This window comes from Streptomyces sp. NPDC048718 (assembly GCF_043198875.1).
Lineage (GTDB): Bacteria > Actinomycetota > Actinomycetes > Streptomycetales > Streptomycetaceae > Streptomyces.
In genome coordinates, this window is sequence record NZ_JBICVG010000027.1 from 15560 (window position 1) to 28776 (window position 13217).

Below are 13217 nucleotides of genomic sequence, written 5' to 3' on the forward strand. Positions count from 1 at the left end.
GCGATCTTCATGAAGTCTTCTCAACTCATTGAGCGAGAGGAAGATCAGCGCTAGCTTCACTCGTCATGCACCTGTCCAGCCGCACGTCAGCGGCCGGACGGCTCGACGGACGATGTGGAGAAACCATGGCTCACCTGGGATCGCGGCGCGCCCGCGTACTCGCTCTGCCCGCAGGCCTCGCGCTCACCGCTTCGCTGGGCTTCCTGCCCGCCGGCGGCGCCTCGGCCGCCGAGCTGAGCGACGCGCCGACGGCGGCGACCGCCAGTGGCCCGGAGCTGTCGTACGTCGTCAACGTCGGGGGCGGCCGGTGGACCGCCGACGCGGTGCGCGCGTCCATAGCCGAGGCCGGCGGCGACATAGTCCAGTCGTACGACCAGATAGGCGTCATCGTCGTCCACTCGAAGAACCCCGGCTTCGCGGCGGCCATCCGCAAGGCCCCCGGCGTCATATCCGCCGGCGCCACCCGGACGGCCCCGATGGCCGTACAGACCGACGACTCGATCGGCGAGGGCGGCCAGGCGCTGACCGAGGCCGAGATGAAGGCCGCGGCCGCCACGGCGACCGCGGGCCAGGACCCGCTCGAGCCCCTCCAGTGGGACCTGCCGGCCATCAAGGCCGACAAGGCGCACGAGAAGACCCTCGGCAGCAGCAAGGTGACGGTCGGCATCATCGACACCGGTGTGGACGACACCCACCCGGACCTCGCGCCGAACTTCGACCCGGCCGCCTCGGCCAGCTGCGTGGGCGGCAAGCCCGACACCACCTTCGGCGCCTGGCGTCCGAAGCCGGGCGAGAGCGACCACGGCACGCACGTGGCCGGCACCATCGGCGCCGCGAAGAACGGCATCGGCGTCACCGGTGTCGCGCCGGGCGTGAAGCTCGCCGGCATCAAGGTGTCCACGCCCGACGGCTACTTCTACACCGAGGCCGTGGTCTGCGGCTTCGTGTGGGCGGCCGAGCACGGCATCGACGTCACCAACAACAGCTACTACACCGACCCGTGGATGTTCGCCTGCAAGAACGACGAGGACCAGAAGGCCCTCATCGAGGCGGTCACCCGCGCGACCCGGTACGCGGAGAAGAAGGGCGCCGTCAACGTGGCGGCGGCGGGCAACTCCGCCTTCGACCTGGCGGCCGACTCGATCCACGACGGCGGCAGCCCCAACGACTCCACCGCGGGCGGCCGTGACATCGACCCCAAGGAGTGCTTCGACTACCCGGCGATGCTGCCGGGCGTGGTGACGGTCTCCGCGACCGGCGCCCTGAACATGAAGTCCTCCTACTCCAACTACGGTCTGGGCGTCGTCGACGTCGCGGCGCCGGGCGGCGACAGCACCAAGTACCAGCCGCCGCAGGCCCCGGCGAACAACGGTCTGATCCTGTCGACCACCGTGAACGGCGGCTACAACTACAAGGCCGGCACCTCAATGGCCTCGCCGCACGTGGCGGGCGTCCTCGCGCTGCTGAAGTCGAGCCACCCGAACGCCGCCCCGGCGGCCCTGAAGGCCCTGCTGGCCGCGCAGGCGACCGCGACGCCGTGCGCGCCGTACGACTACAACGGCGACGGCAAGGCCGACGCGGTGTGCGAGGGCGGCAAGCAGAAGAACGGCTTCTACGGCGCGGGCATCGTCGACGCGCTCGCCGCTGTCCGTAAGTGACGGTCCTTCCCGAAGAAGCGCCGGTACCTCGCCGATCGGCCTCGGGTCTCCGGCCCGGCCTTTGATCGACGGCTGATCCACCTCATATGAACCGCCCATGGCACTGCGTGCCATGGGCGGTTCATAGTGGTGCCCATGGACACCGACATGCGCACGGACACGGGGATCGGCACGGGTACGGAGTTGTTGTGGTCGGCGCTGGGCGGGGACCCCGCCCTGCTCGGCCGGGTGGTGTACGGCGGCCCCTCGGGGCTGCTCGGGGCGCGGCTGCCGGTGATGGACCTGGCCAGGGCGTCGGTCGCGGTGGCCGGACTCGCGGCGGTGGAGCGGGCGGGGCTTTCGGGGCCGGTACGAGTCCACGACGGGGCGGTGGCCACGGCGTTCACGAGCGAGCGGCGGCTGCGGGTGGACGGCCGGGCGCCCGAGGTCTTCGCGCCCCTCTCCCGCTTCTGGCGGGCCCGGGACGGCTGGGTCCGCACCCATGCCAACTACCCGCACCACCGGGCCGCGCTGCTCGCCGTGCTCGGGCTGAAGGACGGCGCGGATGCGGAGGGTGCGGCGCCGGGCGGTGCCCTTCCCGACGCCGTCGCGGCGGCGATCGCCGAGCGGACGGCGGTGGAGACCGAGACCGCGGTGTACGGGGCCGGCGGCCTCGCCGTCGCCCTGCGTACGCCCGAGGAGTGGGCCGCCCATCCGCAGGGCCGCGAGGTGGCCGCCCACCCGCTGGTCGTCCGGGAGCGGCTCGACGAGGCACCGCCGCGCCGCCGGGACGGCCGTCCGCCGCGCGTACTCGATCTGACCCGGGTCATCGCGGGCCCGGTGGCGACCCGGACGCTGGCCCTGCTGGGCGCCGACGTGCTGCGGATCGACCCGCCGGGCAACCCGGAACTGCCGGACCAGCACGCCGACATGGCGTTCGGGAAGCGGACGGCGGCGCTGGACCTGGAGCGGCCGTCGGACCGGCGTACCGTCCGTGAACTCCTCGACGAGGCCGACGTCCTGGTGACCGGTTACCGGCCGGGCGCGCTCGACCGCTTCGAGCTGACCCGGCCCGGTCTGGTGGTGGCGCGGCTGTCGGCGTGGGGCGATGACGGGCCGTGGGCCGAACGGCGCGGCTTCGACAGCCTGGTGCAGGTGGCGACGGGCATCGCGGCGGTGGAGGGCTCCGCGGAGCGGCCGGGGACGCTGCCGGCGCAGGCGCTGGACCACGGCACGGGATATCTGCTGGCCGCCGCGGTGCTGCGCGCGCTGACCGAACAGGACCGGGACGGCGGCACCCGGCTGGTGCGGCTGGCGCTCGCCCGCACCGGGCATTTCCTGACGCACTCTCTGGCCCGGTACGAGCCGGAGCGGCACCTCACGGAGGCCGACGGCCCGCTCGGGCGGCTGCTGCACGCGCGCCCGCCCGTGACGTACGACGGCGGCCCGGCCGGCTGGTCGCGCCCGCCGGGGGTGGCGGGCGCCGACGCCCCGGTCTGGCTGTAGACCCGGGGGCGGGTGCGGGAGATCCCCTGGGGGAGGGCGGCCCGGGGCTGGGCAGGGGCCGGTGTCGTACCCGGCGCCCGGGCCCTGGTCAGGCCCCGGGCGCCGGGGCGGCTTTGGTGACACGGGGTGCCGTGCCGGTCGTACGCGGCGCCTGTCCGGTGGCCCGCAGGGCTCCGGTGGTGAGCAGGTACTGGGCGGCGAGATAGGTCGCCATCACCCAGAAGTCGTGCCCGGGCAGCCGGGGCCAGTCGGCGACACCGGTCGCGATGAGGCTGTCGGAGAGCAGGAACAGCGCGCCGCCGACACCGGCCGTCACGCCGAGAGAGCTCGACCGGTAGGCCATCGAGGTCAGCAGCAGGGAGTAGCAGGCGACGGGGATCCGCAGGCCGGCGGGGAGGTCGGGCCAGAGCGCGACGACCGTACCGGCGAGGGCGACAGCGTAGAGCGCGCCCAGCGGGACGCTGCTGCGGCGCCGGCCGAACAGCGTCAGATAGCCGACATGACCGGCGGCGAAGCAGCCCATGCCGGCGAGGAAGGCCCAGTCGGGGTCCAGCATGAGGAACACGTCGCCGCCCCAGCCGAGCAGCAGTGCGGCGATCAGGATGCGGGGGGCGCCCTGCGTGGCGGCGTATCCGGCGAGCAGCGGCATGAGCAGCGGCTTGGCGATCATGTGCCCGGTGTGCACGCCGGCGAGCAGCGAGACGAGGTCGACCGCGGCGGCGAGCAGGAAGGCGCCGAGCAGGGCGCGGGACAGACGGTTCACGCGGCGGCCTCCGGTGCGGTGGTAGGGGTGGTGGTGCTGCCGGGCGTCGCGGCGACGGGACCGGAGTCGGTGCCGGGGATGGCGCCGGTGACGGGGACCGCGGCGGCGACGGCAGTGGTGCCGGGAACGGCAGCGGTGGCGGGGACGGCGGCGATGCCGGGGACGGCCGCGGCCGGCTGCCAGCCCGGTCCGCGCAGCAGCCGCCCGGAACGCTCGCGCCAGTCGCGGGCGGCCTTGAGGTCGCGGGCGATGGAGACGTACTCGTGGGTGGCGACGCGCAGCGGGTTGTAGGTGGAGATGTTCTTGGTGAGTCCGTACACGGGCCGCTCCGTCTCGGGGACGAAGGAGCGGAACAGCCGGTCCCAGACGATGAGGATGCCACCGAAGTTACGGTCCAGATAGCCGCCTTGGGAGGCGTGGTGGACACGGTGGTGCGAGGGCGTGTTGAAGACGTACTCCAGGGGGCGCGGCAGTCTGTCGATCCGCTCGGTGTGGATCCAGAACTGGTAGACGAGGCTGATGGAGGAGCAGAACGCCACGGCCGCCGGGTGCACCCCGAGCAGGATCATGGGCAGATAGAACGGCCATGAGGTGAGGCTGGTCCAGGGCTGCCGCAGCGCGGTGCTGAGATTGAACTTCCGGCTGCTGTGGTGCACGACGTGGCAGGCCCACAGGATGCGGACGACATGGTGGCCGCGGTGCTGCCAGTAGTAACAGAAGTCCTGCGCGAGCAGCATGAGCAGGACCGTCCACCACACGACGGGGACGCGCAGCGGCGTCAGCTCGTACAGGAGGGTGTAGAGCGCGACGACGGGGATCTTCCACAGGGCGTCGAAGACGAGGCTGCCGAGACCCATGCCGATGCTGGTGGCGGCGTCCTTGGTCTCGTACCCGGCGGCGTCCTCGTCGGGATGGAGGCGAACGCTGACCACCTCGATCACGGTGAGGAGGACGAACGCCGGTATGGACCAGAGCACGACATCGGGCAGATTCGGCATGCCGATGACGGTAGAGGCGGGCGGGCAGGCAGGGCTAGACGCTGTTACCAACAAGTATGTGAGACGGTTCGTCAGCAGGCTTTGGTAGCTTCCGACAACGCGGAGGGGTCACACCCCCACGGCTCCGAGCAGCGAACCGGCCGCGTAGGTGACGGCCATCGCGAGCGCGCCGCCGCCGACGTTGCGCAGGATCGCGCGGCCGGCCGGGGCCTCGCCGAGGCGGGCGCTCCACCAGCCGGTGAAGGTGAGGGCACCGAGGACGGACACCACGGTGATCCACAACCGGTGCTCGGTGGGCGGCAGGGTGATCGCCAGGAGCGGCAGCAGGGCACCGACGGTGAAGGCGAGACAGCTGGCGCCGGCCGCGTGCCAGGGGTTGGTGAGTTCGTCGGGGTCGATGCCCAGTTCCACGGCGGCGTGGGCGCGCAGCGCGTCGCGTTCGGTGAGCTGGAGGGCCGCTTCGCGGGCCACGTCGGGGCTCAGACCGCGGGCGGTCAGCATGGCGGTCAGCTCGTCGAGTTCGGCCTCGGGGTCCTCGTGCAGTTCACGGCGTTCCTGCGCGAGAGCCGCCTGTTCGGAGTCGCGCTGGGTGGAGACGGAGACGTACTCCCCCGCCGCCATGGACATGGACCCGGCGAGCAGTCCGGCGAGACCGGCGGTGAGCAGGGCGGACCGGGACTCGCTGGCGCCGGCGACGCCGACGACGAGACCGGCGGTGGAGACGACACCATCGTTGGCGCCGAGGACGGCGGCCCGGAGCCAGTTCAGCCGGGAGCCGAGGCCGCCCCCGTGCGCTTCGTCGTGTGCGGGGACTTCGGTCACCCCAGGAGGGTCGCACCCACCGGCCCGGCCGCGGCGGACCGACCCGCCGCCCCGGGCACCCGCCTCCTGAGACGGTGCTCACACGGCAGATGGTGCTCACGCGGCGATCGACGGTCCGGTGACCCCACGACACCTCTTCACCGTCACATTTCGGCCACTGATCACCATCGATTCCGGCCGGGAAAGCGGCACTGGGGGCCCGAGTGTCGGTCGGGGCCCGTATTCTCAGTGACCATGCTCGACGACCGTACGACAGCAGCGACGTGGCCGGCCGCCTACCCACAGGGGTACGCGGTCGTCGACGTGGAGACCACCGGCCTCGCCCGCGACGACCGGATAGTTTCGGCTGCCGTCTACCGGCTGGACGCCCAGGGCGAGGTGGAGGACCACTGGTACACCCTGGTCAACCCCGAACGGGACCCCGGACCGGTGTGGATCCACGGGCTCACCAGCGACATGCTGGCGGGCGCACCGCTGTTCCCCCAGATCGCCGAGGAGTTCTCGGCGCGCCTCGACGGACGGGTGCTCGTCGCGCACAACGCGATGTTCGACTGGCAGATGATCGCCCGCGAGTACGCGCGGGCCGAGCTCACCGCCCCGGTCCGGCAACGGCTGTGCACGATCGCGCTGTCCAAGGAACTGGCGCTGCCGCTGCCCAACCACAAGCTGGAGTCGCTGGCCGCGCACTACGGCGTGGTCCAGCAGCGCGCGCACGACGCGCTCGACGACGCGCGGGTGCTCGCCGAGGCGTTCCGGCCGAGTCTGCGCACGGCCGCCGAGCGGGGCGTACGCCTGCCGCTCCTTGAATGCCGTCCGCTGACCGAGTGGGCCACGACGCCCGCCCGCCCCCGGGTCGGCTACCAGCCGTCGTACGGAGCGGGCAGCTGGCGCCCCTCGCGCAAGCGCCCCGCGTGCCCGTACCCCAACCCCGGCCGCTACACCGCCGACGCCCCGCTCAAGCAGGGCATGCGGGTCGCGTTCTCCGGCGACACCTCGATCGACCGCGAACTCCTGGAGGACCGGACGGTCGAGGCCGGGCTGCACGTGGCGACGAGCGTGTCGCGGGTCACCAGCCTGCTGGTCACCAACGACCTCGACTCCGCCACCTCCAAGGTGGTCAAGGCGAGGTCCTTCGGCACGCCGATCGTCGACGAGGCCGCCTACACCCAGCTGCTGCGGGACGTCGCCCCGGCGGACGAGTGACCGCCTGGGGTGGCCCCGGCGGCGAGTGACCGCCGCGGGCCGTCCCGGCAGACGAGTGACCGCCGTGGAAGGCCGGGCGCGCCGTCCGGCCTTCCGCCGCACCCCGCTCCACGCTGTGGCGCATGGCACGTTGTGAAGTCTGCGGAAACGATTACGGCATGTCCTTCGAGGTGCACGCGCAGGGCGCGGTGCACGTCTTCGACTGCTTCGCCTGCGCGATCCACCGCATGGCCCCGATCTGCGAGCACTGCCGAGTCCAGATCATCGGCCAGGGCGTCGAGGTGCAGGGCAGCTGGTACTGCGGAGGGCACTGCGCCCGCGCCGAGGGGAGGGCGGGCATCATCGACAAGGTGTGAACGGCGGCACCGATGGGCGGTACGAGGGACCGCACGAGGGCGAGCGGAACCCCCGTGCGCAGAGCTCATGGTCCCCGGGGGTACCGTCGTGGGGTGTACCGCTTCCTGTTGTCCCGGCAGTGGGTGATCCTCACCCTCATCACCCTCGTCCTCATCCCCACGATGATCGAGCTGGGCTTCTGGCAGTTCCACCGGCATGAACACCGGGTGGCCCAGAACACCCTGATCGCGGACAACCTCAAGGCCGCACCGGCCCCGGTCGAGCGACTCACCTCCCCCGGCCACACGGTCCCGCGCACCGACTACTGGCGCCAGGTCACCGCCACCGGCACCTTCGACACCGCGCACGAGGTCGTCGTACGCCGCCGCACCTCGAACGACGACCGGGTCGGCGTCCACGTCCTCACCCCGCTGGTCCTCGCCGACGGCAAGATCGTCATGGTCAACCGCGGCTGGGTGCCGGGCGCCGACGACCAGCGGACCCTGCCGAAGATCCCGGCGCCGCCGAAGGGCGAGGTCACCGTCACCGGCCGGCTCATGGCCGACGAGACCACCGGCGCCAGCGGCATCAAGGACCTCAAGGGCCTGCCCGACCGCCAGGTCATGCTGATCAACAGCACCCAGCAGGCCGCCCTGCTCGGCCGCACGGTCCTCGGCGGCTACATCGAACAGGCCACCCCCGAACCCGCCGGCGACTCCCCCCAGCTCCTCACCGAACCCGACCACGAGTCGATCGGCCCGCACATGGCCTACGCCGTGCAGTGGTGGCTGTTCGCCGCCGGAGTGCCGGTGGGCTGGGTGGTCCTCGTACGGCGCGAGAAGCGCGACCGCGAAGCGGCGGCGCGGGAGGAGACGGACACGGTGGCGGAGGAAGCGCAGCCGGTGGCGTAGGGGGCGGGGGCTGGGCTTGTACGTAAGCGCGACGGCAAGGGCCGGGCCCGCACGAGCGCAAGGCGGCTACAGGCGAGCGCATGTGTGATTGGGCAACGTTGGCCTTTTTTGTGCCTCCTTCTCCCCCTGCCTTCGGCGGGGGGACCCCCACGGGGTGCTGGAGTCGGACTCACAGCACCGATCGTGCTCGGCCCACTCGTTCCTCGCGGGCCTGTGCGCGTTCGGCACTGTTCCCCCGACGCACCCCTTCGGCTCACTCGGCCGTAGGGGGCAGCCCGGTAGCTCTGGCCTCGTCAGGTGCGCGGCCCGCACTCGCGGTGCCTTCGGGAGGGGGCCCGCACGGGTGCGAGGTGGTTGGGGGCTGGGCTTGCGGGTGGGTGCGGCGCTGGTGCGTGGCCCGCACGTGCGCGAGGCGGCAAGCCTGGGCGCGTGTTGCTTGCTTCACGTTGGCCTTTTTTGTGCCTCCCTCGCCTCCGGGGTGCCGGAGTCGGACTCACAGCACCGATCGTGCTCGGCCCACTCGTTCCTCGCGGGCCTGCGCGCGTTCGGCACTGTTCCCCCGACGCACCCCTTCGGCTCACTCGGCCGTACACAGCAAACCCGCACAAAGACGTGACGGCAGGGAAGCGGCCCGCACTCGTGAGTGGAGACAGGGTCCCCTGATTGACCGTCGTCGCTTCCGGGAACAGCGCACAGCGTGACGCAACGCATCGACGACTACGCCCTCATCGGCGACCTCCAGACCGCCGCGCTGGTCGGACGGGACGGATCGGTCGACTGGCTGTGTCTGCCGCGCTTCGACTCCGCCGCGTGCTTCGCCGCCCTCCTCGGCGACGAGGAGAACGGCCACTGGCGGCTCGCCCCCAAAGGGGCCACCACCTGCACCAGCCGCCGTTACGCCGAGGACACCCTGGTCCTGGAGACCCTCTGGGAAACTCGTACCGGCACCGTCAAGGTCGTCGACTTCATGCCGCAGCGCGACCTGGCCCCCGACCTCATCCGGATCGTCGAAGGCGTCAGCGGAAACGTCGAGATGAGCGGCGTCCTGCGGCTGCGCTTCGACTACGGCTCGATCGTGCCGTGGATGCGCCGCGCCGACGGCCACCGGGTGGCGGTCGCCGGGCCCGACTCCGTATGGCTGCGCAGCGAGCCGCCCGTGAAGACCTGGGGACAGCAGCTCTCGACCTGCTCGGAGTTCACCGTCGCCGCCGGGCAGCGGGTCGCGTTCGTCCTCACCTGGCACCCCTCGCACGAGCCGCGCCCGCGGCTCGTCGACCCCTTCGAGGCCCTGGAGCAGTCGCTCGGCGACTGGCGGGAGTGGGCGTCCCGCTGCACCTACGGCGGACCGTACCGGGACGCCGTCGTCCGCTCCCTCATCACCCTGAAGGCGCTCACCTACGCCCCGACCGGCGGCATCGTCGCCGCGCCCACCACCTCCCTGCCGGAAGCCATGGGCGGGGTGCGCAACTGGGACTACCGGGCCTGCTGGCTGCGCGACTCCGCCTTCACCCTCGGCGCCCTGCTGTCCACGGGATACGTCGACGAGGCACGGGCCTGGCGCGACTGGCTGCTGCGCGCGGTGGCCGGCGATCCGGCCGACCTGCAGATCATGTACGGGCCGGCCGGCGAGCGCCGGCTGCCCGAGACGGTGCTGCCCTGGCTGCGCGGCTACGCCGACTCGGCACCGGTCCGTACCGGCAACGCCGCCGTGAACCAGCTCCAGCTCGACGTGTACGGGGAAGTGCTCGACTCGCTGAACCGGGCGCGGGAGGCGGGCATCCCCGCCAAGCCGCACGCCTGGAACCTCCAGCTGAGCCTGCTCGGCTTCCTGGAGTCGACCTGGCGCGAACCCGACGAGGGCCTGTGGGAGGTACGCGGGCCGCGCCGTCACTTCACCCACTCCAAGGTGATGGCCTGGGTGGCGGCCGACCGCGCCGTGCGCACCCTGGAGGCCGAGCCGTCGCTGCGCGGCGACGTGGGGCGCTGGCGGGCGATGCGGGACGCGATCCACGCGGAGGTGTGCGCGAAGGCGTACGACGCCAAGCGGGGCACCTTCACGCAGGCGTACGGCTCGTCCGAGCTGGACGCGGCGACACTGCTGATCCCCCGGGTCGGATTCCTGCCGCCCGACGATCCGCGCGTGGTGGGCACGGTCGACGCGGTACGGGGGGAACTCCTCGACGGCGGGCTGCTGCGCCGCTATTCGACGGCCGGGGTGTCGGTCGACGGGCTGCCGGGCCAGGAAGGCACCTTCCTGGTGTGCTCGTTCTGGCTGGTGGACGCGCTGCGGCTGACCGGGCGGATGACGGAGGCCCGTGAACTGTTCGAGCGGCTGGTCGGACTGTGCAACGGCGTCGGGCTGCTCGCCGAGGAGTACGACCCGGTGACGGGACACCAGTTGGGCAACTTCCCGCAGGCGTTCAGCCACCTGGGCCTGGTCGGCGCCGCGCTGGCGCTGTCCGACCAGGACGACGCCATCGCGCCGTGAGCACGCCCCCTGCCCCAGCCCTCTCTCCGGCCTGCCCTTCCCGGGGGAAACCCTCGGTGCGGAATACCCCCAGGGGGTATATGGTTCTGATCGTCGTCCGGAACGGACAACGCCAGCAGGCGCGTCACACAGGGGAGTTGTCATGTCGAACCACGCCGCCCACACCGGTCACGACCACGCCGCCCACGCCCACCACGGCGGAGGACAGCCCGGCGGGCTGTCGGTCTCCCAGCACGGGTACAGCCTCGAACTCGACGCGCCGATCCTCTCCGCCGGCGTGCGGACCGTCTCCTTCCGGGTGATCGGCCCCGACGGCGCGCCGGTGACCGCCTTCACGCCCGAACACGAGAAGGAACTGCACTTCATAGCCGTCCGGCGGGACACCGCCGGCTTCCAGCACGTACACCCGGTGCGGGACGAGAAGGGCACCTGGAGCACCGAACTGACCCTGGAGCCGGGAGACTGGCGGTTCTTCGCCGACATCCACCCGGCCGGCCACGACGGGACCATGACGCTGGGCATCGACGCCGCGGTCACCGGGACGTACGACCCGCGGCCGCTCCCCGAGGCCACCGGCGTCGCGCGGATCGGCGCGTACACCGTCGCGCTCGACGGCGTCCTCCTGCCCGGTGAGGCGAGCCGGCTGACCCTCACCGTCAGCCGGGACGACCGGCCCGTCACCGACCTGGAGCCCTACCTGGCCGCGTACGGACACCTGGTGGCCCTGCGCGTGGGCGACCTGGCCTACCTCCACGTCCACCCGGAGGGAGAGCCCGGCGACGGCGTCACCGCGCCCGGGCCGGAGATCGCCTTCATGGCGGTCGCACCGTCGGCGGGCACCTACCGCCTGTTCCTGGACTTCCAGCACGACGGCGTGGTCCGGACGGCCGAGTTCACGCTACGGACCGCCGAGACGGCACCCGCGCCCGCGCCCGCCGAGCAGCACCACGGCCACGAGCACCACGGCCACGGCGACCACCACGCGCACCACTGACCGACGGGCCGCTTTTTGTGCCCCGGTTCTCCTCCGGGGTGCTGGAGTCGGACTCACAGCACCGATCGTGCTCGACCCGCTCGTTCCTCGCGGGCCCGCACGCGTTCGGCACTGTTCCCCCGACGCACCCCTTCGGCTCACTCGGCCATAGGCCGGCCCGCGCCCTCGGCCCGAACCTACAATCGGCCCATGGATCTTGGGCTGAAGGACCGTGTGTACGTGGTGACCGGCGCGACCCGAGGGCTCGGCCGGGCCTCGGCGGAGGCGCTGCTCGGGGAGGGCGCGAAGGTGCTGCTCACCGGGCGCGAGGAGAAGACGGCCGCCGAGGCGGCGGCCGAGCTGGGCCCGGACGCGGCCGGGGTCGCCGCCGACAACGCCGATCCGGGCACGGCGGCCCGGCTGATCGGGGAGGCGAAGGCGCGGTTCGGCGGCTTCGACGGCATCCTCATCAGCGTGGGCGGCCCGGCGCCGGGCTTCGGCACCGACAACACCGACGAGGAGTGGGCGGCCGCGTTCGACACCGTCTTCCTGGGTGCGGTGCGGCTGGCCCGGGCGGCGGCGGAGGCCCTGCCCGAGGGCGGTGTGATCGGGTTCGTGCTGTCCGGTTCGGTGCACGAGCCGATCCCGGGTCTCACCATCTCCAACGGTCTGCGGCCGGGCCTGGCCGGTTTCGCCAAGTCCCTCGCCAACGACCTGGGCCCGCGCGGCATCCGGGTGATCGGCCTGCTGCCGAGCCGGATCGACACCGATCGGATGCGTTCGCTGGACGCGCTGTCGGGTGACGCGGAGGCGTCGCGCACGGCGAACGAGGCGACGATCCCGCTGCGTCGCTACGGCACGCCGGAGGAGTTCGGGCGGACGGCCGCGTTCCTGCTCTCGCCCGCCGCCTCGTATCTGACGGGTGTGATGCTCCCGGTGGACGGCGGGGCGCGCGGCGGTTTCTGAGCCGTCACGTCACGTCCGGGCCGGCCTCACGTCACCCGGCTGGCCTGGTGGCGGACCGCGCGGAGACGGGCCTCGGCGGGCAGGGCGGCGAGCCCGGTGCCGGCACGGGCGTTGCCGAGGGCCTCAGCGGCGAGGGTGGCGAGCGCGCCGGCCGGGGAGGCATGCGGTTCAAGCAGCAGGGCGACCCGGGCGCGGGGCGCGGAACGGCGCCCGGTGAGCGCGATCCGGGCCCGGGCGACGCCTTCCTGGGCCTCGGCGTCGGCGGCGAGGACGGCTTCCAGGGCCCGGCCCCGCACCACCGCTTCCTCGCCGTCGCCACTGTCGACGACGACCTCGGCGAGCCGGGCCCGCCGGAACTGGGCGATCAGCCACCACAGGGCGAGCAGCACGACGAGCCCGAGGACCGCGATGACCGCCGGCCACCACCAGCCGTCGGAGCGGAAGTGCTGCCGCTCCGAGCGGCTGAGCAGGACGTCGTGCGGGCCGGACCAGGGCCACCAGGACGGTACGGCGAGGCCGAGGCCGGCGGCGAACACGGCGCCGCCGCCCACGACGAGGACCAGGCCCGCGAGGGCGAGCACGGTCCGGTCGACGCGGCGCAGGACTGCGGTCAC

Annotated in this window: 12 protein-coding genes; 8 read left to right on the forward strand and 4 right to left on the reverse strand. The window is 72.7% G+C overall.

Annotation, left to right across the window (positions count from 1 at the left end; genetic code table 11):
• Window positions 1-125: 125 nt before the first annotated feature.
• Together ACGFRB_RS32380 and ACGFRB_RS32385 are read left to right on the forward strand one after the other, a co-directional pair.
• A complete protein-coding gene (locus ACGFRB_RS32380; protein WP_393248143.1) occupies window positions 126-1658 on the forward strand; it encodes a S8 family serine peptidase in 1533 nt (510 codons plus the stop codon).
• Between the two features lie 135 nt (window positions 1659-1793).
• Window positions 1794-3143: a CoA transferase gene (locus ACGFRB_RS32385; protein ID WP_393248145.1), complete on the forward strand. Its 1350-nt coding sequence runs from the start codon at window positions 1794-1796 to the stop codon at window positions 3141-3143.
• Window positions 3144-3231: 88 nt separating this feature from the next.
• On the opposite strand, the gene ACGFRB_RS32390 is transcribed toward ACGFRB_RS32385, so the two are convergent.
• The 3 genes from ACGFRB_RS32390 to ACGFRB_RS32400 all read right to left on the reverse strand — a co-directional run bounded on the left by ACGFRB_RS32390 (window position 3232) and on the right by ACGFRB_RS32400 (window position 5726).
• Entirely contained in the window at window positions 3232-3906 is a 675-nt protein-coding gene (locus ACGFRB_RS32390; protein ID WP_363008522.1) for a lysoplasmalogenase, read from the reverse strand.
• Complete coding sequence (locus ACGFRB_RS32395; protein ID WP_393248147.1) at window positions 3903-4904, reverse strand: sterol desaturase family protein; 1002 nt, start codon at window positions 4902-4904, stop codon at window positions 3903-3905. Before ACGFRB_RS32395 ends, ACGFRB_RS32390 begins: the two co-directional genes overlap by 4 nt.
• A 108-nt stretch (window positions 4905-5012) precedes the next feature.
• Window positions 5013-5726, reverse strand: coding sequence for a VIT family protein (locus ACGFRB_RS32400; RefSeq protein WP_363008518.1), 714 nt, complete (start codon window positions 5724-5726; stop codon window positions 5013-5015).
• 228 nt (window positions 5727-5954) lie between these two features.
• Here ACGFRB_RS32400 and ACGFRB_RS32405 point away from each other — a divergent pair, with 228 nt between their 5' ends.
• From ACGFRB_RS32405 to ACGFRB_RS32430, 6 genes are all read left to right on the forward strand, one after another.
• Window positions 5955-6929, forward strand: coding sequence for a DEDDh family exonuclease (locus ACGFRB_RS32405; protein ID WP_361229440.1), 975 nt, complete (start codon window positions 5955-5957; stop codon window positions 6927-6929).
• 122 nt (window positions 6930-7051) lie between these two features.
• Entirely contained in the window at window positions 7052-7285 is a 234-nt protein-coding gene (locus ACGFRB_RS32410; protein WP_363008516.1) for a hypothetical protein, read from the forward strand.
• 93 nt (window positions 7286-7378) lie between these two features.
• The gene (locus ACGFRB_RS32415) at window positions 7379-8176 is read left to right on the forward strand and encodes an SURF1 family protein (protein ID WP_363008514.1); all 798 of its coding nucleotides are present in this window, start codon (window positions 7379-7381) and stop codon (window positions 8174-8176) included.
• A gap of 697 nt (window positions 8177-8873) precedes the next feature.
• Complete coding sequence (locus tag ACGFRB_RS32420; protein WP_393248150.1) at window positions 8874-10664, forward strand: glycoside hydrolase family 15 protein; 1791 nt, start codon at window positions 8874-8876, stop codon at window positions 10662-10664.
• 142 nt (window positions 10665-10806) lie between these two features.
• A complete protein-coding gene (locus ACGFRB_RS32425; RefSeq protein WP_393248152.1) occupies window positions 10807-11658 on the forward strand; it encodes a hypothetical protein in 852 nt (283 codons plus the stop codon).
• A gap of 189 nt (window positions 11659-11847) precedes the next feature.
• Window positions 11848-12603 carry an SDR family oxidoreductase gene (locus ACGFRB_RS32430; RefSeq protein ID WP_393248154.1) on the forward strand — a complete coding sequence of 252 codons (756 nt, stop codon included), beginning with the start codon at window positions 11848-11850 and terminating at the stop codon, window positions 12601-12603.
• Between the two features lie 26 nt (window positions 12604-12629).
• Here ACGFRB_RS32430 and amaP read toward each other — a convergent pair whose 3' ends face one another.
• Window positions 12630-13217 carry an alkaline shock response membrane anchor protein AmaP gene (gene amaP / locus ACGFRB_RS32435; protein WP_393248156.1) on the reverse strand — a complete coding sequence of 196 codons (588 nt, stop codon included), beginning with the start codon at window positions 13215-13217 and terminating at the stop codon, window positions 12630-12632.